The following is a 24,284-nucleotide window of genomic DNA, read 5'->3' as shown; positions in this document are numbered from 1 at the left end:
ATAAGCGCTAGCAGCTATCAAAATAGTAGTTTATTTTGCCACCAGCCTTGCGACTGGCTGCGTTCAATACCCTGATCGGCCACGGCCTGTAGCTGCTCTGCACTCACACACTGAGATGCAATTTCAGCCAGCGGCACCAGCACAAAAGCGCGCTCCCACATGCGGGGGTGGGGCACGATCAACACCGGAGCGTCTGAGCGCCATTCGCCCCAGAGCTCGATATCCAGATCCAGCGTGCGTGGTGCATTGCGGTATGGCCGCTCGCGTCCTGCCTGCAGCTCAAGCGCTTGCAGCGCCTGCAAAAACTCCAGCGGTGCCTGCCGGGTGCGCACCAGCGCCACAGCGTTCAGGTAATCTGGCCCTGACGAATCAATGGGCTTGGTGCTGTAGAGCGAAGAAACGGCCAGCAACTGTGTCTGCGCCAGCTGAGACAGGGCTTGCACGGCCCAGCTCAGCGTCTGCTGCGCATCCCCCAGATTGGCCCCCAGACCAATGGCCACCGTATCAGCTGCCAAGGCAGCCAAAGCGGTGTTTGGCTTATTCATCACCACCGGTGGTAGCACTGCCTGCTGCGGGCTTGCGGCGGCGACGGCGGCGCTTTTTAGGCGCATCGCCCTCGTTGACTTCACTAGCGACTTCCTCCAGCGGACTGCTCACAGCCTCACCTTCGGCTTTTTTCTTGGCCACGCGGTGCACCTTGGGTGCTGCCTGCTGCTGGGTACGCTGACGGGCACGCTGCTCATCGCGGGCCTGAGCAATCAGGTCGGCACGGCGGTCATCGTCGGCGTGCTGGAATTCCTGCCACCAGCTGGCCAGGCTCTCTTCCACCTCGCCAATGTCGGCACGCAGGCGCATAAAGTCAAAACCGGCGCGAAAGCGCGGCTGCGCCACCATGGAGTTAGGCGTTGCACCCGTGCGCTTGTCAAAGCGGGGCTGCATGACCCAGATTTCGCGCATGTCCGCAGCCAGTTTGCCACGGCCCGACACGTCGCCAATGCGCTGGTCAAAGACTTCGTCAATAGACTCCTGCAGCGCGGGGAAGGGGTGATAGCCCTTGCCCAGTCGCTTTTCCCAGCCTTGTTTGACGTCTTGCCACAGCACGCAGGCCAGCAAGAAGCTGGGGGCCACGGGCTTGCCTTCGGCGACACGGCGGTCGGTATCCATCAGTGCGGCTTGCACAAACGGGTGGTCGGCACGCTCCATCACCACATCCAGCAGCGGGTAGATGCCGCGCGACAGGCCCAGCGCCTTGAGCTGCTCCACCGATGCAATGGCGTGGCCAGTCTGCAGCAGCTTGAGCATTTCGTCGAACAAGCGGCTTTGCGGCACTTCCTGCAGCAGCGGCTCGCATTCAACCAGCGGCTTGGCGGTCTTGGCTTCAAGCTTGAAGTCCTTGCTGCTCAGCTTTGCGGCAAAACGCACAGCGCGGATGATGCGCACCGGGTCTTCGCGGTAACGCGTAGCCGGGTCGCCAATCATGCGCAGCACCTTCTTCTTGGCATCTGCAATACCGCCGTGATAGTCGACCACGATTTGTGTCTCGGGGTCGTAGTACATGGCGTTGATGGTGAAGTCGCGGCGCGTGGCGTCCTGGTCCTGCGGACCCCAGACGTTGTCGCGCAGCACGCGGCCGCTGGCATCCACGGCATGCTTCATGCCCGCCAGCTCGTTCTTGCTGGTACGCTCATTGCCGCTGACTTGCTCGGCCGCGCTGTTATCCAGAAAGGCCCGGAAGGTCGAGACTTCGATGACCTCGTTTTCGCGGCCACGGCCATAGACCACGTGCACGATGCGAAAACGCTTGCCGATGATGAAGGCACGGCGAAACAGGTTTTTGACCTGCTCGGGAGTGGCATTGGTCGCCACGTCAAAGTCCTTGGGACGCAGACCCAGCAACAGATCGCGCACGGCACCGCCCACCACATAGGCTTCAAAACCTGCATGTTTGAGGGTCTGCACGACATCTACGGCACGGCGATCCACCAGGTTCGGGTCAATGCCGTGCACTTGCACCGGCACTTCATCACGTTTGCCGAACTTGGGCTTGCGCGAACGGGGGGCCGCAGGGGCCTTGCCCAGGAGCTTGTCAATAATGGTCTTGATCATGGTGCTTCGCTAAATAGGTCCACGATGCGCCAGCCGCGTTCCTCGGCCAGGGAACGCAAGCGCGCATCGGGGTTGGTGGCCACAGGGTGATCCACTTTTTCAAGCAGGGGCACATCATTCATGGAGTCGCTGTAGAAGGTCGCTTCCACGTCTTCCCAGCGCAGGTTTCGCTCTGCCAGCCATTCGGTCATGCGCACGACCTTGCCTTCGCGCATATTTGGAATGCCAGCAATCTCGCCCGTAAACCAGCCCTTGGCATCGCGCACCAGCTCGGTGGCAAGCAGGTGCTGTACGCCAAAAGCCTTGGCAATCGGGCCCGTCACAAATTCATTGGTGGCCGAGGTAATGACCACGGTATCGCCCGCATTCAGATGTTTTTGCACCAGCTCAATGGCAGCAGGCTTCATGGCTGGACGGATCACTTCGTCCATAAAGCGCTGATGAGCTGCAGTCGATTCCGCCTCGCCATGCTCGACCACGGCAGCCGTGGCAAAGCGTACATAGTCGGGAATATTGAGCTGTCCAGCCTGATAGTCTTCAAAAAAAGCATCGTTCTGGCGGCCAAAGGCCTCCTGATCGCACCAGCCAATAGCGATGGAGAACTCGCCCCAGCCGTGGTCAGAATCCAGCGGCAGCAGGGTGTGGTCCAGATCAAAAAGGGCCAACTTTGGCTTATTCGGCAATTCAGAAGCAGTCGACATGCAAATCCAACAAAAAGTGCTGTGGCATGGCCAAAGCGGGGAGCAAGGCACTCGGCTTCACTCAGTTTCCAGCATGGTTTTGAGCAGCGGGATGGTGATGGCTCGCTTGCTACGCAATGCAAAGCCGTCCAGCATGTCCAGCAGTTGCATCAAAGAGCCCAGATCGCGTGAGAAGCGTCTGAGCATGTAATCCATCACTTCGTCACTCAGAAACACACCGCGGGCATCGGCTTCCTGTCGCAGCACGGCGCGGCGTGCTGGTTCATCGAGCAAATGCAGCTGATAGACATGGCCCCAGCCAAGGCGGGTGCGCAGGTCTTCACGCAGTTTGAGGTCAGCCACCGGCAATTGTCCGGCACCCAGCACCCAGCGCGGCAAGCCGGTCGCAGGGCTTGTGGCATTCACAAACCAGTTGAAGGCCCGAGCCTGCTGAAAAGGGGTGTAGATGTCCACATCGTCCATGAGCACGGCAACCCAGCGCTCATCAAACGCAGGAGGAAATGGAGTGGAGGCATCCATCCAGCCCACCATGGCCCCCTGCTCGCGCAGCGCTTCACGCACGGCCTTGAGCAAATGGCTCTTTCCTGATCCCGCCTCACCCCAGAGATAAGTGGGCACTGGCGTTCTTGTTTTTTGAAGCTGTCCATCGCCCACCCAATGACGCAGATGGTCAATCAGGGCAGCGTTGGGGCCCACAAAAAAGCGCGACAAGGTCGGGCCGGGCGCCGTACTGATATCCAGAGCCAGTTGCTTCATCTGCGACATACGCGCAGCGCCCCCTTTCCTGGGCATTCAACAGCCCATGCGGCGAAATCTGACAGGAGATTTATCAGCATCAATGTGGAGGAGACGGTGGCCTGGATGTGCATTCCGATCAGGCCCAGCAAAAATGCATTGGCTCGATCGCGCGGTAACAAAAGCACTAATTTTAGTCTGCACTGACAGCCCCTGAGCCGGTTCAGGCTGATTTTGCCTACTGCCGTTGTTGTCGTCAGGCCATAAATGCTCCAGCAAAACCCTTTGGCGCATGTCGGCCCGCACCCGGGGCCAAGGTAAGCGCCGTAGAATCCCGGGGTTTCCCGCCCATGCAGGGCGCTCCCCGCACCGGACCCATCGATGAGCTCTTCCGCATCCTCCTCTACCCCCATTTCCTACAAAGACGCAGGCGTTGATATCGACGCTGGCGACGCACTGATTGAGCGCATCAAGCCTCTGGCCAAGAAAACCATGCGCGAAGGCGTGATGGCTGGCATCGGCGGCTTCGGCGCGCTGTTTGAAGTGCCCAAGCGCTACAAGGAACCCGTGCTGGTCTCCGGCACCGACGGCGTGGGCACCAAGCTCAAGCTGGCCTTCGAGTGGAATATGCACGACACCGTGGGTATCGACCTGGTAGCCATGAGCGTGAACGACGTGCTGGTGCAAGGCGCCGAGCCCCTGTTCTTCCTCGACTACTTTGCCTGCGGCAAGCTGAATGTGGATACGGCTGCTGCCGTAGTCGGCGGTATCGCCAAGGGCTGCGAGCTGTCTGGCTGCGCACTGATCGGCGGCGAAACCGCTGAAATGCCCGGCATGTACCCCGATGGCGAATACGACCTGGCAGGTTTTGCCGTCGGCGCTGTCGAAAAGTCCAAGATTCTGACCGGCCAGAACGTCAAGCCCGGTGACGTGGTGCTGGGCCTGGCCTCGCACGGCGTGCATTCCAACGGTTTCTCGCTGGTGCGCAAGTGCATCGAGCGCGCTGAAGCCCAGGGCTCCGTGCCCGAGACTCTGGACGGCAAGCCATTCAAGGCCGCCATCATGGAACCCACCCGTCTGTACGTAAAGAACGTGCTGGCGGCGCTGGACAAGCACCCCATCAAGGCGCTGGCCCACATCACCGGCGGTGGTCTGCTGGAAAACATTCCCCGCGTGCTGCCCGAAGGCACTGCCGCTCACCTGACAGCCGGTAGCTGGCCCCAGACTGAGCTGTTTGCCTGGCTGCAAAAGACAGCAGGCATTGACGATATCGAAATGAACCGCACGTTCAACAACGGTATCGGCATGGTGGTTGTGGTGGCAGCAGAGGACGCCGCCGCTACAGCAGCCACTCTGGCCGAGCTGGGCGAGAAGGTCTACACCATCGGTGCCATCACAGAAATTGGTGCAGGCAAGCCGGTTGAAGTACGCTAAGCACATCTTCAATACAGCCCCTCTACCCCGAGCTTGAATGACGCAGCATTTGCCAGCCCCCATCACGACGCAACCGGGTCCTTCGCCCAAGGTCATATTGGCCAGTTACTTGTTGATGGGAGCGGCACTGCTGCTCGTCATGCATCAGGGGATACTCCCCGGCCTGCTGTGCGTGTGCGTGGGCTTCATGCTCACCCGCGCACTGTCTCGCCTGCTGTCACGGGTCAATCCTCGCGCCTTTCACAGCAACCAGCTCCCTCGCTGGACCCAGGTGGTCGCAACCACCATCGTGATTCTGGCTCCGCTGGCCTTGCTTAGCGGCGCCCTGTCGCACACCCGCACCTACATCACAGAAGCGCCAGCCCAGTACAAAGAACTACTGGACTACCTGGCAACCACGGTGCTGGAGCTGCGCGAAAAGCTGCCTTCAGACATTGCCGATCAACTGCCTGACGGCGCCCAGGACATTCAGCGCAAGCTGGCGACTTACCTCGCCGCCAAAGCCGGCGTACTGGCCAATGCGGGCCGCGCCTGGCTGACCGGCCTGCTCTACGCCTATGTGGGCTTGATCATTGGCGCGCTGGCCGCCGTACGCCCCGTTGCCGCACGCCGCCCCCCGCTGGTCTGCGCCTTGCAGCAGCGCATAGGCCACTTCGCGCTGGCTTTCAAGCAAATCGTGGCGGCCCAGTTCTGGATTGCGGCCTTCAACACTTTGCTGACCTCCATCTTTTTGCTGGTCATCCTGCCGATCTGGGATCTGCAACTGCCCTACACCCCAGCCCTGATCACCCTGACCTTTGTGGCCGGACTGATTCCCATCGTCGGCAATCTGCTGTGCAACGCCGTGCTGACGCTGGTGGGCCTGTCGGTCTCGCCCGTTGCTGCAGCAGCATGCCTGGGCTTTCTGATTCTGATTCACAAGGCCGAATACGTCATCAACGCCAAAGTAGTGGGCACTCGCACCCACATGGGCGTATGGGAGCTGCTGGCCGTGATGTTTGTAGCTGAATCCGTTTTTGGCCCCGCTGGTCTGGTGGCTGCTCCGCTGTTCTACGCCTACCTCAAGAAAGAGCTGGAAGCGGCGCAGCTGGTATGAGTCATCAATCCGCTTGACGCAGTCTGGCGATAGCCTTGGAGATCAAATCAGCCTCTAGCCCATGCGCAACAAGCGCGTAGCGCTCCAGATCTAATAGCGCTCTTGCAGGCACTCCCCATTGGGCATAGGCCATACCCCGGTCTCGGTACAGCTCATCGCGCTCGGGCTGCAGCAAGATCAGGCGGTTGAGCACGGCCACCAGCATGGCCCAGTTTTTTTGGGCATGGTGAATTTCCTGCAAATTGCGCAGCATGCGCCCCACTACATCGCGCGGATGGGCTGCCTGCAGGTACAGACCCAGCGGCGGCGCATCTTCAGGCGTAATGCCTGTTTGATCCAGAAAAGGCTGCAGCCGCTCTGCCAGCGCATTGGCTGAATAGGAGTCGCCCGTCAGCGGGTCTTGCACCACCTGCCCCTGCGGCAAGCGCACCTTGACCAGAAAGTGACCGGGAAAGCTGATGCCTTCCACCGGTAAATCAATACTGTTCGCCAGCTCCAGCCAGATCAGCGCCACGCTGATGGGAATACCGCGCCGCGTTTGCAGCACATGGTGGATATAGCTGTTGGCGGGGTCGTAATAGTTATTGAGGTTGCCCGCAAAGCCCAGCTCGCCATAAAAGAATTTGTTGAGTGCGCTGAGCTTGCGCAAGCCGTCATCCTCGCCCGCCAGACGCTGCACCAGCCGCACCTGCAGGCGGTCTAGCTCTGCCTGCGCTGATTGCAGATCCAGATCAGGCTCGGCATCTTGCGCAATGCTGATGGCAGCCTCCATCAATGCAAAGTTATCGTCGCTTTGCACCAGAGACGCAAAATAATTCAGGGCAGTGGGGTACTCGTCAATCGTCCAGCTCATAAGCGGCTTTGTAAGCCCCTTATGAGCGAGTTGCAAGCAAAATTCCCTTGATACACCGATAAACCATGTGCAAGCCGCTCACATTTTCATGAGCAGCACAGCCGTTAACGGCGCAGCAACTGACGCAAATTCAGCCCCGACAGCATCAGCACGCCAAAGTACAGCACGGCAGCTCCAGCCATCATGGCGGCCAGCAGGCCTGCACGCAGCAAGCCATTGCTGCGCAGACCTACCCAGTCAAAATGCTGGCTGCCCCAGAGCAGCAGCACGGCCAGTAGCACGCTGGCAGCGATCACCTGTGCAATAAACTTCAGCCAGCCGGGCTTGGGCCTGTAGGTGCCTCGGCGCAGCAGGCCGATCAGCAGCCAGGTGGCATTGATCAACGCAGCAAGGCCAATGGACAAGGCCAATCCCGTGTGCTTGAGCCAGGGCACCAGAGCCAGATTCAGCAGCTGGGTGATGACCAGCACCACGACCGCAATCTTCACGGGGGTACGAATATCCTGACTGGCGTAATAACCGGGTGCCAGCACCTTGATGGCGACCAGACCCAGCAGGCCCGCGCCATAGCCCATCAAGGCCAGCGCAATCTGCCCCACATCGCTGTCATGCAACGCACCGCGATGGAACAGCGTGGCCACCAGCGGCGTTGCAAACGTCAACAGGCCGACCGCGCAAGGCACGGCCAGCAGCACAACCAGTCGCAGACCCCAGTCCAGCATATTGGAGTAACGCTCGTCATCGCACGCAGCCTTGGCAGAAGCCAGCTGCGGCGTCAGCACCACGCCCAGCGCCACGCCCAGCAAGGCCGTGGGAAATTCCATCAAGCGGTCAGCGTAGAACAGCCAGGTCACACTGCCCGGCGCCATATAAGAGGCAATCTGGGTGTTGATCATCAGCGAAATCTGCGCCACGCCCACACCCAGCAAGGCCGGCCCCATCAGCGCAAGAATGCGGCGCACACCAGCTTCATCCCATGCAGCGCGAATAGCCGCAGGCGAAAAGCCAATACGCGGCATGAGCGACATGGCGCGCAGCGCAGGAATTTGCACCGCCAGTTGCAGCACGCCACCCAGCATCACACCACCGGCCATCGCATAAATCGGCTCAATGCCCTGTTTTTGCAGCCAGGGGGCACCAATCAGCGCCGCCGCAATCATGCTCAGATTGAGCAACACAGGCGTAGCCGCAGGCACGGCAAATTTCTTCCAGGTATTAAGAACGCCCGCCGAAAGCGCCACCAGCGACATGAAGCCGATATAGGGAAACATCCAGCGCGTCATCACCACGGCAGCGTGATAACCATCAGGGGACTGACGCATGCCGCTGGCCAGCAGCCACACCAGCAGCGGTGCCCCCACCACGCCAAGCACGCAGACGACGAGCAGCGACCAGAACAAAATCGTGGCCACATGCCCAATCAGCTGGCGCGTGGCATCCTCACCATTTTTGGTCTTGCTGGCGGCCAGTACCGGCACAAAGGCCTGACTGAAAGCACCTTCGGCGAACAGACGCCGGAATAGATTGGGAATTCTGAAGGCGACATTGAACGCGTCTGTGAGCGCATTGGCTCCGAACATGGAGGCCATGAGCAGATCACGCACCAGCCCCGAAATACGGGAGGCCAGCGTCATCAGGGATACGGTGGAGGCGGCTTTGAACAGTGACACGCAGCGAAGTGTATGCGTTCACGACAGCGGCTGCAGGCCGATTTGTGGTGCTTTTCACTCTGTAGCAAACATGCAGAGCCGATGCAGATGGCATCGCGCCAGTCAGGCATGCCGCAAATTAGTGATGCCAAGCCAAGGCTGCCCCGCAGCGAGGGCATTGCCTTCTCCCGCGAAGCGATAAAGGGGGAAGCCGCGAAGCGGAACAGGGAGTGGTACAATCTATTGTTTTGCTGACATCATCCTCAGACACAAGGAAATAAATCATGGCAACTAAAGCCAAAAAGAACCCCCGCCTGGCTTCTGGCCGCAAGCGCGCCCGCCAGACAGTCAAGCTGAACGCTGCTAACACTTCGCTGCGTTCCAAGTACCGTACTGCTGTTAAGAATGTCGAAAAGGCTGTTGTGGCCGGCGACAAGACCAAGGCAGCTGAACTGTTTGCCAAGGCTCAGTCCGTGATCGACTTGATCGCCGACAAGGGCATCTTCCACAAGAACAAGGCAGCTCGCGATAAGAGCCGCCTGTCCGCCAAGGTCAAGACCCTGGCTCTGGCTGCTTAATACCAGCCTCCCTCAAGCACGGATGACTTCGGTCATCTGCCGTTTGTAATGGGTGCGCTGTCAGCAAAAACATCAAAACCGCCTTCGGGCGGTTTTTTTGTGGGCAAATCATTTCCTCCCTTTGCGGCGCTTCGCTCCTTCACTCATGGAACGACGGCATCGTCACGAAGCGTGATCTTGCTCAGCATCGCTGATCTGAGACAGGCCTTATCAGCGTTCAGCAGGCATAAAAAAACGCACCTTTGTGCGTTATTCATAATGGGATTGGAAAGAAAGACGATCAGTCTTTCTTGAGGTCATCAGGGATCAGGCAGGCTTCAGCAACTTGCAGATCGTTGTCCTTGGCGAAGTTCAGACAGAAGTCCCAGGCCATGGGCTCATAGTCGCGCAGGTCTCGGTTAATCACCACGCACTTGGTGCCGTTCATCACTGTGGGAACGCACCAGGGTGAGTAGCTCAGATGGCTGCCAGCGCAGGCTCCGCCAGGGCGAAACTGGCTCATGACCCCAGCCAGACGCTCGGCCCAGTCGCTGGGTCGAAAAGTTTTGCCGGCATGGGTCATACCCATGATGAACAGTTCTTTGCTGGAAGGGGTAACCATCAAATATTCGCTAAATAAAACCGGGCAACCGGGCGGGATCTCCGCCAACATACCCAAAGGATTATTCTAGCTCTTGTATAAGAGCCGCGCTGTCAACCCCACAATGACCTAGGCTCATTGCATGGCAACGATGCGTAATCCGCAATGTTGGGGTTATCAGGGCACTCTAAAATCAAGCCTCGCATTTTTAAGGTGCCAGTGCGCACCGTTGACCTTCCTTTTCCAGGAGATTCTTGCAATGACCGCTTTCATCGAGGCAGCTTCGCCCCACGTTATGCCCACCTACGGCCGCGTCCCTATCGCGCTGGAGCGAGGCCAGGGCTGCCGCGTATGGGATGTAAATGGCAAGGAATATCTGGACGCGCTGGGCGGCATTGCCGTCAACACGCTGGGCCATAACCACCCAAAGCTGGTGCCAGCCCTGCAAGAGCAGGTAGCCAAGCTGATCCACACCAGCAACTACTACCATATCCCCGGCCAGGAAACTCTGGCCAAGCTGCTGACCGAGCGCTCGGGCATGACCAATGTGTTCTTCTGCAACACGGGCCTTGAAGCCAACGAAGCAGCCATCAAGATCGCCCGCAAATACGGCGTGGACAAGGGCATTGCCAAGCCTGAAATCGTGGTCTATGACCACGCCTTCCATGGCCGCTCCATCGCCACGATGAGCGCCACCGCCAACCCCAAGGTTCGCAACGGTTTTGGCGATCTGCTCGACGGCTTCACCCGCATTGCCCCCAATGATTACGAAGCCCTGATCAACGCCACCGAAGGCAACCCCAATATCGTCGCCATCATGATGGAGCCCATTCAGGGCGAAGGCGGCCTGCATCCCATGCGCGCCGACTACCTGAAGAAGGTGCGCGAGTTGTGCGACGCCAAGGGCTGGCTGCTGATGATGGACGAAGTGCAGGCCGGCATGGGCCGCACTGGCAAGTGGTTTGCCCACCAGTGGGCCGGCATTACGCCCGACGTGATGACACTGGCCAAGGGTCTGGGCTCTGGCGTGCCCGTGGGCGCCGTAGTGGCGCACAATGCCGCCGCCAGGGTACTGACTGCCGGCAACCATGGCTCCACCTTTGGTGGCAACCCCTTGTCCATGCGCGCTGGTGTTGAAACCATCCGTATCATGGAAGAAGACGGCCTGCTGGCTCACACTACTGAAGTGGGCGAGTACCTGAAGGCCCAGCTCCACGCAGCTCTGAGCAGCCTTGAAGGCTATGTAGAAGTACGCGGCCAGGGCCTGATGATTGGCGTGGAGCTGACCAAGCCCTGCGGTCAGCTGATTGGCCAGGCGGCCGAAGCTGGCCTGCTACTGAGCGTGACCGCCGACACCGTGATCCGTCTGGTGCCCCCACTGATCCTGAGCAAGACTGAAGCTGATGAAATCGTCGCTAAGCTCAAGCCATTGGTTCAAGCCGTACTGGCTGCCTGACCTTCCAAGGAATTCCGCATGAAGCACTACCTGCAATTTAGCGACTTCACGGCAGATGAATACGACTACCTGCTGGAACGCGCTGCCCTGATCAAGAAAAAGTTCAAGGGTTACGAGAAGCACCACACTCTGACCGACCGCACCATGGCCATGATCTTCGAGAAGGCCAGCACGCGCACGCGCGTCAGCTTTGAAGCCGGCATGTACCAGTTGGGCGGCTCTGTGGTTCACCTGACCACCGGCGACAGCCAGCTGGGCCGCTCCGAGCCCATCGAAGACAGCGCCCGCGTCATCAGCCGCATGACCGATCTGGTGATGATTCGCACCTTCGGCCAGGACAAGATTGAACGCTTTGCCGAATACTCGCGCGTGCCCGTCATCAACGGCCTGACCAACGAGTTCCACCCCTGCCAGATTCTGGCCGACATCTTTACCTTCATCGAGCACCGCGGCTCCATCAAGGGTAAGGTTGTAACCTGGGTAGGCGATGGCAACAACATGGCCAACACTTGGCTTCAGGCCGCCGACCTGCTGGGCTTCACCGTCCACGTCAGCACACCCGGCGGCTACGAGGTGGATGAGCAACTGGCCTTCAACGGCAAGCCCCTCAACCCCGGCTGCTACAAAGTTTTCAAAGACCCGCTCGAAGCCTGCAAGGGCGCTGATCTGGTCACCACCGACGTGTGGACCAGCATGGGCTATGAAGCTGAAAACGAAGCGCGCAAGAAGGCCTTTGCCGACTGGTGCGTAGATGCAGAAATGATGGCTGCCGCCCAAGGCAACGCCTTGTTCATGCACTGCCTGCCCGCCCACCGCGGCGAGGAAGTGGAAGCTGACGTCATCGACGGCCCGCAATCTGTGGTCTGGGACGAGGCAGAGAACCGCATGCATGTGCAAAAAGCACTGATGGAGTACCTGCTGCTGGGCCACCAGCCAGACTGATCCCCCACGCCCTGGCTCATTTGCATACCTACACACCCATGCACCTGAGCCATACACCATTCAAACACCGCCTGCTGGTACCGCACCCGCAGGCGGTGTTTGCGTTTGTGCACCGCGCAGCCTCGGGGTTCAGGCACAACTTTGGCGCCAGCGCCCTGCGCCAGCCCCACGTGGCACGCCACTGGAGCGTGCCCTCCTGCTACGGACCGCGCAAGCGCTTTGCGGCCCGGGTGCGCGCGCTTTATGTGCGCATCCACACCTTCTATCTGAAGTTTCTTCAAGGCCACACCTAGTGGCTCAGGCACCGGGTTTGCGCTTGCGCAGCCCCCTCTCTTCATCCCTGACCGAGCGCAGCCCCTTTCCTCAAGGAAAGCAAGGGCTGTCGTTGCTGATGCCTGAAAAATCGAAGAAACCCGATGACCGAATCCGTTCACCCTTGCCTGACCTGCGGCGTTTGCTGCCAGAACTACCGCGTTGAATTCTCTATCTACGAGCTGCAATCCATGGGCGGCACCGTGCCTGATGAGCTGGCCCATGAAGTACCCGGCAAGGGCAACCGTGCCCGCATGAATGGCACGGAACGCCACCCCGTGCGCTGCGTGGCCCTGCGCGAGCTGCCCGAGGTGGGCGAAGGCTGCTTGGGTTGCGGCATTTACGAGCAGCGCTCCAAGCCCTGCCGCGACTTTCCGTTTGCATCGTATGGCTGCCACGACACACGCGAGAAATTTGGCCTGCCCGTGCTGCAAGAGCAGGAAGTGGAGCAGTGGCAGGAAGCGGCGTGATCAGCGTGAGCCGCTCAGGGCAGCTATCCGACTCAAGGACCGCCCTTTATTTTGATAGCTGGTTGCGACTGTCTATCTTGCGTTTCAGCGCCATTAAAGGCTGAAGTTAGCTATAAACAAGCGCAATCAGCTCCTGTTTTAATGGACTCAAACCATGCCCTGCTACGCCTATATCGCCACCAGCCTTGACGGTTTTATCGCCCGCCCCGATGGCAGGCTCGACTGGCTGGACGCCGCCCAGGCCCGCATCACCCCGCCCGAAGACTGCGGCTATGCCGACTTCATGCAAGGCATTGATGCTCTGGTCATGGGGCGCAACACCTATGAAAAGGTGCGTGGCTTCACGCCCTGGCCATATGACAAGCCGGTCTATGTGCTGAGCCGCAGTTTAAAGGAATTGCCCGACGCGCCTGCTGGCGTGCAGCTATTCAGTGGCACTCCGGCCGAACTCGTCGCTCATGCCGCGGCACAGAGTCAGCCGCGCCTGTATGTGGATGGAGGCCTGACTCTGCAGTCTTTTATTGCTGCAGGCTTGCTCGACGAAATCACCCTGACCCGCATCCCCGTGTTACTGGGTGAAGGCTTGCCACTGTTTGGCCCGCTGGGCACCGGGCAAACCGCGGTACAGCTGCGCCACCTGGCCACGCGCAGCTGGGACTTTGGCCTGGTGCAAAGCCACTACGCGCTGGAGAACGTACCCAAAAATAAAAAGGCCTGAGGCACCGCAAAGCGCCTCAAGCCTTATCTGACTAAGCAGCCTGCCCCTGAGGGCTCTAAAGCCTCAGGGCTTTTTAGCGCTGGGCGCGCAGCTATCGCCGCCGCAAGCACTGCAGCCGCCGCAGCCGCTGTCCTTGTTGATACCCGCCAGCGCGGGGTGCGACTGCGCCAGCCTTCGCTTCAGGGCCGAAGGCATGAGTCGCCAGACCAGAGCCACGGCAGCCAGCGCCACAATCAATCCCACAATGATTTCCTGCATTTGCTGTTTCCTTTCTTCAGGCTCGGCTTAGCCCGCACCGAAGGCCACGGCCACACGGTAGGTGATAAAGCTGCACAAATAGGCCAGACCAAACATATAGCCGGTCATGATCAGCGGGTAGCGCCAGCCATTGGTCTCGCGCTTGACGATGGCCAGCGTGGAGATGCACTGGGGTGCAAACACAAACCACACCAGCAGCGATAAGGCCGTTGCCAGCGACCATGTGTGCGCAATCAATGGACCCAGCTGCTGGGCCATGGCGTCATCGCTGGAGGCAGACAGTGCGTATACCGTCCCCAGTGCACCCACGGCTACCTCACGCGCGGCCATGCCGGGCACCAGTGCAATGGCGATCTGCCAGTTGAAACCAATCGGTGCCAGCACCACTTCCAGCCAGCGGCCAATCTGGCCGGCAAAGCTGTAGCGGATCGCGCCTTCGGTCACGCCCTCGGGGGCACCCGGGTAGCTGGCCAGGAACCACAGCACGATGCTCACCGTCAAGATGATGCCACCCACGCGGCGCAAGAAGATGATGGCGCGCTCATACAGACCCAGAGCCAGACTGCGGATGCTGGGCCTGCGGTAGGCTGGCAGCTCCATCATCAGCGGTGTACGCGCCTTGTTGGTTCTGAACAGCTTGGCCACCCACGCCACCGCCATGGCGCTGACGATACCGCCCACATACAACGCAAACAGCACCAGACCTTGCAGATTGAACAGGCCGCCCACGGTTTGCTCGGGGATGAAGGCGCCGATCAGCAGCGCGTACACAGGCAGGCGCGCCGAGCAAGTCATCAGCGGCGCAATCATGATGGTCAGCAGCCGGTCGCGCCAGCTGCTAATCGAGCGCGTAGCCATGATGCCCGGCACGGCGCAGGCAAAGCTGGACAACAGCGGAATGAAAGAACGCCCCGACAGGCCGACCGTGCCCATGATGCGATCCAGCAGAAAAGCCGCACGCGGCAGGTAGCCTGAATCCTCCAGCACCAGAATGAAGAAGAACAGAATCAAAATCTGCGGCAAAAACACCAGCACCGCGCCCGTTCCGGCAATCACGCCGTCCACCAGCAGGCTGCGCAGCACGCCGTCTGGCATTACATGGCCGACCCACTGGCCAAAGCTGGCAACCCCGCCTTCAATGCCTTCCATCAACGGCTCGGCCCAGCTGAACACCGCCTGAAAAATCAGAAACAGCGTCACCAGCAGCAGCAGCGTGCCCCAGACAGGGTGCAGCACCACCGCATCAATGCGGTCTGCGCGCTGGTTGTCCACCTGCGGCTCCTGCACGGCTTCGCGCATCATGTCCGCCACCTGCTGGTGCAGACTCAGCAATTGCTCCTTGGCTCCCAGCCCTGCCTTGGGCTTCCAGCGCCCTTCCATCGAGGGAGCCTTGAGCGAGCGGGCCTGCTCGCTGTCCAGCCAGTTCAGCAGTTCCTTGCCTCCGTCCAGTCGCACACCCACGCTCTCGATCACGGGCATGCCCAGCGCTTGGCTGAGTTTGGCCTTATCCACCACAATTCCCTGGCGGCGCGCCATATCGCTCATATTGAGCACCAGCAGCATGGGCAGGCCCAAGGCGCGGGCTTCCAGCACCAGACGCAGGTTCAGGCGCAGGTGCGTGGCATCGGTCACGCAGATCAGCAGCTCGGGCGGTGCTTCGCGCCCATGCAGGCCACTGACGATGTCGCGGGTGATGCGCTCATCATCGCTGTGTGCATGCAAGCTGTAGGTGCCTGGCAGATCCAGCAGGCGCACGCGGCGCTTGCCCGGTGTGCTCAGCCAGCCTTCTTTGCGCTCTACCGTCACGCCGGCGTAGTTGGCAACCTTCTGGCGTGCGCCAGTCAACAGGTTGAACAGCGCGGTCTTGCCACAGTTGGGATTGCCCAGCAAGGCGGCGCGCAGCGGCGCATTCGGGTCTGCAGCAGAGGCAGAGCCAGTATTCAGATTCTGAAGAGAGATGTTTTGCACGAGCTGCTCTGTTTTCGGGTTGTCACGCGCGTTCATGCCTTGGCCTCCACCGCCACCATGACCCGCGACGCTTCATAACGGCGCAGTGCAAACGTGGCCGCACCCACGCGCACGGCCAGTGGGTCGGGACCGGGAAAGCCGGTGGCCACAATGCGCACATGCTCGCCAGGCAGGAAACCGATTTCCATGAGGCGCAGCATCAGCTCTTGCTCCTCCGCATTGCTGGCGCTGACCAGATCTACCACGCGGGCAGAGGTGTTGGCAGCCAGCGTGTCGAGGCTGATCGCAGCCTGCGCGGTCACTGGTGCGTCATCCGACGCAAAAACGGGGGCCGCGCTATCCGAGGCCAAGGACTGCAAGATACTCATGGGCGCTATTTTATTGAGTTTAATTCTCATTATGGTTCAGACGTCTTCAGAGTCCCAGTGCGCCGCAGTGCCGCAGGCTCGTGGCTTTCAGCCCGAAAGAGGCACATTAGTCTGCGCTTGCTCTGCCTTGAAGCCTTGAGCGGGTTGTTTCCTTGCAGCACAGTCGGATTTTCAAAACGACGCCTCGCCGCGCGTCGTGCAGCAGAGAAAATCCGCCCCAGCTCTTTTTCTGGCCCAGCCATGACCCATCCCTGCCTGACCTGCGGTGCCTGCTGCGCATCATTTCGTGTGGACTTTTCCGTCCATGAATCCCAGGAGCAAGGGGGCAGTGTTCCCTCGGGGCTGTCCGAAGAAGTCACCGACTACACCTGCCGCATGCGCGGCACGGACTGGGCCAAGCCGCGTTGCGCGGCCTTGATTGGCAAAGTGGGAGAAAAAGCCAGTTGCGGCATTTATGAATGGCGCCCCTCGCCCTGCCGCGAGTTTGCTGCAGGCTCGGACGCCTGCAACCGCGTGCGCCGCCGCCATGGCATGACTGAATTGGAAAGTGGACTGCTTTAGACCGCTCTAGTTAGATAGAGGCTCAGGCATCTTCCTCGATCAGCACCACACCAATATTGTCCTTGCCACCCGCCGCATTCGCCGCAGCGATCAGCGAGAGCAGCAACTCCTGCAGCGGCAGGTTCTCCTCAAACAAGGATTGCAGGCAGGCATCGGGCAGCATATCGGTCAGCCCGTCTGAGCAGAGCATGATGCGGTCGCCATGATGCAGTGGCCAGTGCGTGAGTTCTGGCTCGACCAGCGACGTGACCCCCAGAGCACGGGTGACCAGGTGGCTGTAGCGCGAATGCAAAGCTTCTTCGGGCGTGATCAGGCCCGCATCAATCTCTTGCTGCACCAGAGAATGGTCGCGCGTCAGGCGCTGCAACTGCCCCTCGCGCCAGGCGTAGGCACGGGAGTCACCCAGGTGAGCCACCAGGAGTTCATCCTCCAGCACCAGCGCAGCAACAACGGTGGTGCCCATGCCGCGACATTCAGGCGCAGATTGCGCGGCCCCGAAGATGGCCAGATTTGCCATGTGAAAGGCATCGGTCAGCTCGCATTGCGCCACCTTGGCAGAGCTGTCCGCCCACGCTTCATTGCGCACAGCGGCTGTAATCAGGTCAACGGCCATGGCGCTAGCCACCTCGCCCGCGTTATAGCCGCCCATGCCATCAGCCAGCACGGCCACAGGCCAGGGCTCAGCCAGGGGCTGGATGCCGACCGCGTCTTCATTGTTGTGACGCTTCATACCCATATCGGCACACGCAACCATGCGCACCGCTGGCCAGATACGGGGAGGAGAAGAGGCTTTAGCGGATGACATGGAAGACGGAGACAGTAAGCAGATGAGCGAAAAGGAATCTAAGCGTAACGCAAGTTGCCGTGATAACTTGTCTGAAAAGACGCCGTTTTTCAGTTCTTCCCAGGTCAAAGGCGCAATTTTGTTCAATACCTCGCAGCGCAGAAAGCCCAGACTTGCCAGCCTTGCACTTCGGGCTTTCTCATGCTTTCTTCATTCTTGGCCATGGCCGGATTTGCGCTGGCGGGCGCCATTACACCCGGCCCCGTGAACCTGATCGCCCTGCGCCACGGTGGCGGCCGCTGCCGGGTCACCGCTTTTGTTTATGTACTCGGGGCCAGCCTCAGTTATGCCGCCATTGTCTGGCTGATGGGCCAGAGTGGGCATTGGCTGCTGAAGCTGCCTGAAGTGCTGCGATGGGCTCCGCGTATTTGCGCCGCCTACTTGCTATGGCTGGCATGGCGGCTGGCATATAGCCCTGTCGGCTCTTCAACGGAAGCCAATACCTCTGCCGCGTTGCAAACGGGTTTAGCCAAAGCATTTGTGCAAGGTGTGGCGATTCAGAGCCTCAACCCCAAGGCTTGGCTGGTAGCACTCGCCGGCGTGGGCATTTTTGTCGCGCCACTCGCGACCCCTCATATGCCACTGGAAGCAGCGCTGCTGCTGTTCTGCACCATCTCTTTGCTGGCGTGCCTGCTGGGAATCGGCTTCTGGGCCGCGCTGGGTCGCACTCTTACCCAATGGCTAAACACTCCCAAACGCCAGCAACGCCTGAATCAAACACTGGCCCTGCTGCTACTGATAAGCGTGGTCAGCATGCTGGCATGATGAAGCGCCATGCCAGCTCCCAGCCATCAATTTCACCGCCACCCGGCCACGCCCTGGTCGGAGCTGCGCATCAGCCACCAGTCCTGCTACAGCTACCGGCTGCATGCCCATGCCCAGTACTCCATCGGCATCGTGGATGAAGGCGAGACCCTGTTTCTCCATGACCAGGGCCCCGAAGCGCTGAAAGCCGGTAACGTGGTTTTGATCGAGCCTGGGCACTGGCACGCTTGCAACCCCGAGACCTCGCAGCCCTGGTCATACCGCATGCTGTTTGTGCAGGCCGACTGGGTGCACCAGCAGCTCGGAGTCAGCGCCCTGCACTTTACAAAGCATGCGCTTGATGAGCCCGACATTTCACGCTGGGCCGACCAGCTCTGCCGCCCGCTTGCAAGCGAAAGCACAGCCTCAGACATTCAAAGCCATACGCAGTCATTGAGAGAATTTATGCGCCTGCTGGGCAGCACCGCCCAGCCGCGCACCGATCCGCCCCATGCCATGCTGTCTGCACTACAGCACATGCACAGCAACCCCGAAGATGAAACCAGCGTGCAGGCCCTGGCACTGCGCTGCGGCATGAGCCCCAGCCGGTTTATTCGCCGCTTCACGGCCATCACCGGCGTTACGCCGGGGGCCTACCGGCTCAATCTGCGCCTAAATGCGGCACGTCACCTGCTGGCCCAGGGCCAGCCACTGGCCGCGGTCGCCCACCAGATGGGCTTTGCCGACCAGTCCCATATGCAACGCACCTTCAAAGCCCACCACGCGCTGACGCCCGGCAATTACGCGCAGGCAATACGCTGATCAGCCAGAACAGGCTCCGGGGCATTCGGCCAAGCATCACTTGCCCTGAGTATTCGCGGGATACTTGCTCCTCCCATTTTCAGAGCCCGCAAGTAAGCAATGGCCAACTTTGACAGTATTCAGCAACGCGAAACCGGGTTGCAGCCGCACCTGAACTCGGCCCAGATGACCATGATTGCCATTGGCGGTGCCATTGGCACCGGCCTCTTCATGGGCAGTGCCTTCGCCATTGGCTTTGCCGGCCCCAGCGTGCTGATCAGCTACGCCATCGGCGCCTTCATTGGCCTGCTGCTCATGGGCTGCCTGGCCGAGATGACGGTGGCCCACCCCACCTCGGGCTCCTTTGGTGCCTATGCCGAGCACTACATCAGCCCCCTGGCCGGTTTTGTGGTCCGCTACGCCTACTGGGGCGCCGTGGTGCTGGCCGTAGGCATGGAAGTCACGGCCGTGGGCAAGTACATGGCCTATTGGTTCCCTGCCGTCGATCAATGGGTTTGGGTGCTGCTGTTCTCCGTACTGCTGGCGGCCGTCAACGCCACCAGCGTCAAGGCCTTTGGTCAGGTGGAGTACTGGTTCTCCATGGTCAAGGTCATTGCCATCGTGGCCTTTATCCTAATCGCCGCCTATGTGGTGTTTGGCACGCGCCCCGCAGGCGTGGGTTTTGACAACTACTTTGTCGACGGCGGCTTCTTCCCTAACGGCTGGTGGGGTACCTGGGTGGGCGTGATCGTGGCCATTTTCAGTTACCTGAGTCTGGAATCCATCGCCATTGCGGCGGGTGAAGCCCAGAACCCCAAGCAAGCCGTCACCCGCGCCTTCCGCAGCACGGTCCTGCGTCTGGTGCTGTTCTATCTGCTGTCGCTGGCGCTCATGCTGGCCATCGTGCCCTGGAGCCACGCCAGCACAGACAAGAGCCCATTCGTGAAGGTGATGGAGATTCTGCAGATCCCCGGCGCGGCGGCTGCTCTCAACTTTGTCGTGCTGCTGGCCTCGCTTTCTGCCATGAACAGCCAGCTCTATGTCACCTCGCGCATGATGTTCAGCCTCTCGCGTGGTGGCTATGCGCCCAAGCGCCTGAGCAGACTCAGCAAAAGCGGCGTGCCACTGGGCGCGATTGCCGTGTCTTGTCTTGGCATGGGCGTGGCCATGGTGCTCAATGTCTTCAAGCCCAAGGAGTCGCTGGAACTGATGATGTCCATTGCCATGTTCGGCGCCATGTTTGCGTGGTTCATGGTGTTTGTGACGCACCTGTTCTTCCGCCCCCGCTGGCAGCGCGAGCACCCGGGCCAGAGGCTCGAATTCCGCATGTGGGGCTTTCCGGTACTGACGCTGATCGGCGCGCTGCTGATGGCGGGGGTGATCGTCACCACGCTGTTTACCAAAGAGTTCCATACGACAACGCTGGTGGGTGTGCCGTTCCTCATCGTGCTCTTCCTCATCTATTCTTTGTGGTACAGAAAGAAGAAAGTTAGCCCCTGAGGCTCTTGCCTGGTGTCTCTGGCTAAAGCCACGTCACTTGCCAGCCAGTCGTAACTATTCAAAGTGCTAGCCTTCACCATGAAACGCCAACTCTGGGACATTTCCCCCGCCATTCACCCTGCCGCGCCGGTATTTCCGGGTGATACGCCTTATAGCCAGGAATGGGTGGCCAGCATTGGCCCGGGCTGCCCGGTCAATGTCAGCGCCATTCACCTCTCACCCCATGTGGGTGCACATGCCGATGCGCCGCTGCATTACGACCCGCAGGGCGCTGCCATTGGCATGGTGGATCTGGATGCCTTTCTCGGCCCCTGCCGCGTCATTCACGCCATTGGCTGCGGACCGCTGATCGAGTGGCAGCATATTGAACATGCCATCAACGCCAGCCTGCCCCAGCGCGTGCTGGTACGTACCTATCAGCAGGCTCTCGCTGGCTGGGACCCTGATCTGGCCGCCTATGCACCTGAGACCGTGCAAAAGCTGGCCGACCTGGGCGTCCAGCTCATCGGCATCGACACCGCCAGCATCGATCCGGCCAGCAGCAAGACGCTGGACAGCCACATGGTCATCCGCCAGCGCAATCTGCGCGTTCTCGAAAATCTGGTGCTCGACGATGTGGCCGAAGGCGACTACGAGCTGATCGCCCTGCCCCTCAAACTCACCGAAGCCGATGCATCGCCGGTGAGAGCGATTTTGCGGGCCTTGGCCTGAATTTGCATAAAAACTGCCCGCAAGCCCAATCAGAATTGGCGCTTGCAGCTATTAAAAACACAAGGATGACAATGACTACTTTGCAAGACTGCCAGGCCCTGGACACCCAGGACACACTGCGCCCGCTGCGCGAGCGCTTTGCCCTGCCCGAGGGTGTGATTTATCTGGACGGTAACTCTCTGGGTGCTCAGCCCAAAAGCGCTGCCGCCCGCGCTGCAGAAGTCGTGACGCAGCAATGGGGCAAGGACCTCATCACCTCCTGGAACAAGGCCGGCTGGATCACCCTGCCCGAGCGTCTGGGCAACCAGTTCGCGCCCTGGCTGGGCGTGGGCGAAGGTGAGCTGGTGTTTACCGATACCACCTCCATCAACCTCTACAAAGTGCTCAGCGCCGCAGCGCGCATCGCCCGAGAAGATGCGCCGAACCGCAAAAAACTCATCAGCGAGCGCAGCAACTTCCCCACCGACCTCTACATCGCCCAGTCCATCTGCCAAGAATATGGGTTGGAGCTGGTGCTGCTGGAGCCCGAAGAAATCGCCGATGCGCTGCAAACCGACGTGGCGATTTCCATGCTCACCCATGTCAACTACCGCACCGGCGCCATGCATGACATGGCTGCCGTCACGGCTGCAGCACACGCCAAGGGCATTCTCTGCGTCTGGGACCTGTGCCACAGCGCAGGTGCCGTGCCAATCGACCTCAAGGGTGCAGACGCCGACTTTGCTGTCGGCTGCAGCTACAAATACCTGAACGGCGGCCCCGGCTCGCCCGCTTTTGTCTGGGCGCACCCGCGCCTCATCAACCGCTTCTGGCAGCCGCTGTCGGGCTGGTTCGGCCATGCCGACCCCTTCAAGTTTGTGCCCGACTACCACCCAGCCCAAGGCATTCAGCGCTACCTCTGCGGCACCCAGCCCATGATCAGCATGAGCGTGCTGCAGTGCGGCGTAGACATCTTTACCGAAGCCGAAGCTTTCGGCGGCATGGCAGCGCTGCGCGCCAAATCGTTGGCGCTGACCGACCTGTTCATCAAGCTGGTTGAAGAACGCTGCCAAGGCTACGGTCTCGGCCTCGCCACCCCGCGCAGCCATGCACAGCGCGGCTCGCAGGTCTGCCTCACCCGCGACGAAGGTCTGGGCGTAGATGGCCAGGGCAGCGGCGCTTACGCCATTGTTCAGGCCTTGATTGCCCGTGGCGTGATTGGCGACTTCCGCAAGGGAGACGGCGGTACCGGCAAGCACAAAGACATTCTGCGTTTCGGCTTCACGCCGCTATACGTTGGCTTTGAAGATGTCTGGCACGCCGTCGAGCATCTGCGCCAGGTGCTGGAATCGGGCGAGTGGAAGAAGGCCGAGTTCAACACCATCAATGCGGTGACCTGACCCTCTCGCCGCCACGCCGCCGCCTTTTGACAAGGACGGCGGCAAGCTGCGCTACCCCGCTTACAGCCTCAAACCCTGGCCCAGGCCAGGTTGAGCAGCCCCATCAGCGCCACAGCGACCAGATCCACGGCCAGCACGCTTTGCTGCACCCAGCGCCGCTGTGCCGTACCCTCGGGCACCAGTTGCACCGCCATCTCCACCTTGCCGGGCGAAGCCATGAGCAATAGCGAAGCGCTGACGTTGTGCACGGCCATAAAGGGCAACAGCGGTGCATTCAGCGCACGGGCGATCTCAGCCTGGGTAGCGGCAAACATGGCATTGGCACCGGTGTTGGAGCCGGTCACAAAACCGCCCAGCGCCCCGACAAAAGGGGCGGCCAGCAGGTACAGAGGCCCGCTCTGAGCCAGCGCATGCGCCAGCTGTGCGGCCATGCCCGAGACCGCCATCAACACCCCCAATGTGATGAACAACGCCGTCACCGGTGCCACCTGAGCCCAGGAACGCCAGACGCGCTGCAGCGACTCACGCTCCGGCAGACCCCGTGCGAAAAAGCCGGCTGCCAGCAGCAGCCACAAACCCGGTGAAGCCAGTCCATGCCAGAGGCCCGGCAAACCCAAGACTCGCACCAACACCCCGGCCACCAGCACCCCGCCCAGTAGCAACACATAGGCCGCCAGCGCCCGTCGTCCCAAGGGATGCAAGGGCTGAGCCTGCTGAGGCCGGCGCATGCGCAACAAATGAAAGCCCACCACTACCAAGGCACCCAGCGCGCCAGCAGGTGCCGTGCCGGCCACGGCATTCATCAGCGCCACCGCCGCTGTCAGCAACAGGCCGGACAACAGGCCCTGCAGCAATGCAAGGCCGGGCTGACCGGGCGCACTGGCCAGCCCGGCAGCCACCATGCCGGTGATGGCAAACGGAATCATGCTGACCAAGGCCGAGGCCTGACCCAGATCCTTGAACGGCAAATCGGCCATGGTGGCCGCCACCAGAGTGCCCGGCCCCATCGAGCCCCATGGCACGGCGCACAGGCCCAGCAGGCCGATGAGAGCCACCTTGCGCGCCGGCAGGCCGAAGTGCGCCAGCAGCGGAATGCCGATGGTCACGCCCACGCCAAAGCCGGTGACCGACTCAGCAAACGGCGTGATGCCATGCACCACCAGCAGCACGGCCCCTGTGCCGCTGCCCGCGCGCAGTAGCAGCCAGTCGGCCAAGGCCTTTTGTGCGCCCGACTGGCGCAGCACCTCAGACAACAGCAAGCCGCCGCCCACAATCAGCACCACCTCCAGCAACACCGGTGACCAGTGAATGGCAGCCGCCACCCAGGTCGATGCAGGCTGCGCAAATGCCATGGCAATGGCCAGAAGCGCTGCCGCCACACCCACCAGGGAGGCATAAAGCGATCGCCATCCCGCCAGCAGCGCGGCAATGACGCTGACCACGGGCAAGGCGCTCAGAAGCATGTACATTGCATTCACCCTTGAAAAATAATTTCCTATACGCAAAATTATTTTCTCATA

General features: G+C 60.6%; 26 protein-coding genes. 14 read left to right on the top strand and 12 right to left on the bottom strand.

Annotation, left to right across the window (positions count from 1 at the left end; all coding sequences use genetic code 11):
- Window positions 1–17: 17 nt before the first annotated feature.
- Genes folK through hda form a run of 4 tightly spaced genes read right to left on the bottom strand, consistent with a single transcriptional unit; the run spans window position 18 to window position 3,563 of the window.
- A complete protein-coding gene (gene folK, locus RSF91_RS12560; RefSeq protein WP_332568737.1) occupies window positions 18–545 on the bottom strand; it encodes a 2-amino-4-hydroxy-6-hydroxymethyldihydropteridine diphosphokinase in 528 nt (175 codons plus the stop codon).
- Window positions 538–2,106 carry a polynucleotide adenylyltransferase PcnB gene (pcnB, locus tag RSF91_RS12555; RefSeq protein WP_332568736.1) on the bottom strand — a complete coding sequence of 523 codons (1,569 nt, stop codon included), beginning with the start codon at window positions 2,104–2,106 and terminating at the stop codon, window positions 538–540. The genes folK and pcnB overlap by 8 nt, the downstream gene beginning before the upstream one ends.
- Window positions 2,103–2,807, bottom strand: coding sequence for an HAD family hydrolase (locus RSF91_RS12550; RefSeq protein WP_099736072.1), 705 nt, complete (start codon window positions 2,805–2,807; stop codon window positions 2,103–2,105). Before RSF91_RS12550 ends, pcnB begins: the two co-directional genes overlap by 4 nt.
- 57 nt (window positions 2,808–2,864) lie before the next feature.
- Entirely contained in the window at window positions 2,865–3,563 is a 699-nt protein-coding gene (gene hda, locus RSF91_RS12545) for a DnaA regulatory inactivator Hda (RefSeq protein ID WP_332568765.1), read from the bottom strand.
- Between the two features lie 360 nt (window positions 3,564–3,923).
- Here hda and purM point away from each other — a divergent pair, with 360 nt between their 5' ends.
- Together purM and RSF91_RS12535 are read left to right on the top strand one after the other, a co-directional pair.
- Window positions 3,924–4,976 (top strand): phosphoribosylformylglycinamidine cyclo-ligase, encoded by a 1,053-nt coding sequence (purM, locus tag RSF91_RS12540; protein WP_332568735.1) that lies wholly within the window; start codon window positions 3,924–3,926, stop codon window positions 4,974–4,976.
- Window positions 4,977–5,013: 37 nt separating this feature from the next.
- Window positions 5,014–6,072, top strand: coding sequence for an AI-2E family transporter (locus RSF91_RS12535; RefSeq protein ID WP_332568734.1), 1,059 nt, complete (start codon window positions 5,014–5,016; stop codon window positions 6,070–6,072).
- A 4-nt stretch (window positions 6,073–6,076) separates the two neighbouring features.
- On the opposite strand, the gene RSF91_RS12530 is transcribed toward RSF91_RS12535, so the two are convergent.
- Both RSF91_RS12530 and murJ read right to left on the bottom strand, forming a co-directional pair.
- Entirely contained in the window at window positions 6,077–6,925 is an 849-nt protein-coding gene (locus tag RSF91_RS12530) for a SirB1 family protein (protein WP_332568733.1), read from the bottom strand.
- Between the two features lie 104 nt (window positions 6,926–7,029).
- Window positions 7,030–8,595, bottom strand: coding sequence for a murein biosynthesis integral membrane protein MurJ (gene murJ / locus RSF91_RS12525; RefSeq protein ID WP_332568732.1), 1,566 nt, complete (start codon window positions 8,593–8,595; stop codon window positions 7,030–7,032).
- Between the two features lie 263 nt (window positions 8,596–8,858).
- Between murJ and rpsT the strand changes: the two genes are divergently transcribed.
- Window positions 8,859–9,152: a 30S ribosomal protein S20 gene (rpsT, locus tag RSF91_RS12520; protein ID WP_099736066.1), complete on the top strand. Its 294-nt coding sequence runs from the start codon at window positions 8,859–8,861 to the stop codon at window positions 9,150–9,152.
- Between the two features lie 280 nt (window positions 9,153–9,432).
- Here the strand turns inward: rpsT and RSF91_RS12515 are convergent, their stop codons facing one another.
- Window positions 9,433–9,753, bottom strand: coding sequence for a DUF3579 domain-containing protein (locus RSF91_RS12515; RefSeq protein WP_332568731.1), 321 nt, complete (start codon window positions 9,751–9,753; stop codon window positions 9,433–9,435).
- A gap of 238 nt (window positions 9,754–9,991) precedes the next feature.
- Here RSF91_RS12515 and RSF91_RS12510 point away from each other — a divergent pair, with 238 nt between their 5' ends.
- From RSF91_RS12510 to RSF91_RS12490, 5 genes are all read left to right on the top strand, one after another.
- The gene (locus RSF91_RS12510; RefSeq protein WP_332568730.1) at window positions 9,992–11,188 is read left to right on the top strand and encodes an aspartate aminotransferase family protein; all 1,197 of its coding nucleotides are present in this window, start codon (window positions 9,992–9,994) and stop codon (window positions 11,186–11,188) included.
- An 18-nt stretch (window positions 11,189–11,206) separates the two neighbouring features.
- Window positions 11,207–12,130 (top strand): ornithine carbamoyltransferase, encoded by a 924-nt coding sequence (argF, locus tag RSF91_RS12505; protein ID WP_332568729.1) that lies wholly within the window; start codon window positions 11,207–11,209, stop codon window positions 12,128–12,130.
- A 38-nt stretch (window positions 12,131–12,168) separates the two neighbouring features.
- The gene (locus RSF91_RS12500; RefSeq protein WP_332568728.1) at window positions 12,169–12,423 is read left to right on the top strand and encodes a hypothetical protein; all 255 of its coding nucleotides are present in this window, start codon (window positions 12,169–12,171) and stop codon (window positions 12,421–12,423) included.
- Window positions 12,424–12,546: 123 nt separating this feature from the next.
- Window positions 12,547–12,912 carry a YkgJ family cysteine cluster protein gene (locus RSF91_RS12495; RefSeq protein ID WP_332568727.1) on the top strand — a complete coding sequence of 122 codons (366 nt, stop codon included), beginning with the start codon at window positions 12,547–12,549 and terminating at the stop codon, window positions 12,910–12,912.
- A gap of 154 nt (window positions 12,913–13,066) precedes the next feature.
- On the top strand, window positions 13,067–13,630 hold the full coding sequence (locus RSF91_RS12490) for a dihydrofolate reductase family protein (RefSeq protein WP_332568726.1): 564 nt from the start codon (window positions 13,067–13,069) through the stop codon (window positions 13,628–13,630).
- 63 nt (window positions 13,631–13,693) lie between these two features.
- Here the strand turns inward: RSF91_RS12490 and RSF91_RS12485 are convergent, their stop codons facing one another.
- The 3 genes from RSF91_RS12485 to RSF91_RS12475 are packed head-to-tail and all read right to left on the bottom strand — an operon-like array spanning window position 13,694 to window position 16,224.
- The gene (locus RSF91_RS12485; RefSeq protein WP_332568725.1) at window positions 13,694–13,888 is read right to left on the bottom strand and encodes a hypothetical protein; all 195 of its coding nucleotides are present in this window, start codon (window positions 13,886–13,888) and stop codon (window positions 13,694–13,696) included.
- Window positions 13,889–13,915: 27 nt separating this feature from the next.
- Entirely contained in the window at window positions 13,916–15,892 is a 1,977-nt protein-coding gene (gene feoB / locus RSF91_RS12480) for a ferrous iron transporter B (protein ID WP_332568724.1), read from the bottom strand.
- Window positions 15,889–16,224, bottom strand: a complete 336-nt coding sequence (locus RSF91_RS12475) for a FeoA family protein (protein WP_332568723.1) — start codon at window positions 16,222–16,224, stop codon at window positions 15,889–15,891. Before RSF91_RS12475 ends, feoB begins: the two co-directional genes overlap by 4 nt.
- A 240-nt stretch (window positions 16,225–16,464) precedes the next feature.
- On the opposite strand from RSF91_RS12475, the gene RSF91_RS12470 reads away from it, so the two are divergent.
- Window positions 16,465–16,785: a YkgJ family cysteine cluster protein gene (locus RSF91_RS12470; RefSeq protein ID WP_198461616.1), complete on the top strand. Its 321-nt coding sequence runs from the start codon at window positions 16,465–16,467 to the stop codon at window positions 16,783–16,785.
- Window positions 16,786–16,807: 22 nt separating this feature from the next.
- Here the strand turns inward: RSF91_RS12470 and RSF91_RS12465 are convergent, their stop codons facing one another.
- On the bottom strand, window positions 16,808–17,539 hold the full coding sequence (locus tag RSF91_RS12465) for a Stp1/IreP family PP2C-type Ser/Thr phosphatase (RefSeq protein WP_332568764.1): 732 nt from the start codon (window positions 17,537–17,539) through the stop codon (window positions 16,808–16,810).
- Window positions 17,540–17,770: 231 nt separating this feature from the next.
- Between RSF91_RS12465 and RSF91_RS12460 the strand changes: the two genes are divergently transcribed.
- The 5 genes from RSF91_RS12460 to kynU all read left to right on the top strand — a co-directional run bounded on the left by RSF91_RS12460 (window position 17,771) and on the right by kynU (window position 22,764).
- Window positions 17,771–18,394: a LysE family translocator gene (locus RSF91_RS12460; RefSeq protein WP_332568722.1), complete on the top strand. Its 624-nt coding sequence runs from the start codon at window positions 17,771–17,773 to the stop codon at window positions 18,392–18,394.
- A 9-nt stretch (window positions 18,395–18,403) separates the two neighbouring features.
- On the top strand, window positions 18,404–19,195 hold the full coding sequence (locus RSF91_RS12455) for an AraC family transcriptional regulator (protein ID WP_332568721.1): 792 nt from the start codon (window positions 18,404–18,406) through the stop codon (window positions 19,193–19,195).
- Between the two features lie 99 nt (window positions 19,196–19,294).
- Window positions 19,295–20,674, top strand: a complete 1,380-nt coding sequence (locus RSF91_RS12450) for an amino acid permease (RefSeq protein WP_332568720.1) — start codon at window positions 19,295–19,297, stop codon at window positions 20,672–20,674.
- A 78-nt stretch (window positions 20,675–20,752) separates the two neighbouring features.
- Entirely contained in the window at window positions 20,753–21,385 is a 633-nt protein-coding gene (gene kynB / locus RSF91_RS12445; RefSeq protein ID WP_332568719.1) for an arylformamidase, read from the top strand.
- Window positions 21,386–21,456: 71 nt separating this feature from the next.
- Complete coding sequence (gene kynU / locus RSF91_RS12440) at window positions 21,457–22,764, top strand: kynureninase (RefSeq protein WP_332568718.1); 1,308 nt, start codon at window positions 21,457–21,459, stop codon at window positions 22,762–22,764.
- A 68-nt stretch (window positions 22,765–22,832) separates the two neighbouring features.
- Here kynU and RSF91_RS12435 read toward each other — a convergent pair whose 3' ends face one another.
- Complete coding sequence (locus RSF91_RS12435) at window positions 22,833–24,233, bottom strand: L-lactate permease (RefSeq protein ID WP_332568717.1); 1,401 nt, start codon at window positions 24,231–24,233, stop codon at window positions 22,833–22,835.
- Window positions 24,234–24,284 lie beyond the last annotated feature (51 nt).

Origin of the sequence: Comamonas sp., from assembly GCF_036643215.1 — a bacterium.
GTDB lineage: Bacteria > Pseudomonadota > Gammaproteobacteria > Burkholderiales > Burkholderiaceae_C > Comamonas.
This window is presented reverse-complemented; position numbering and strand designations above follow the sequence as displayed.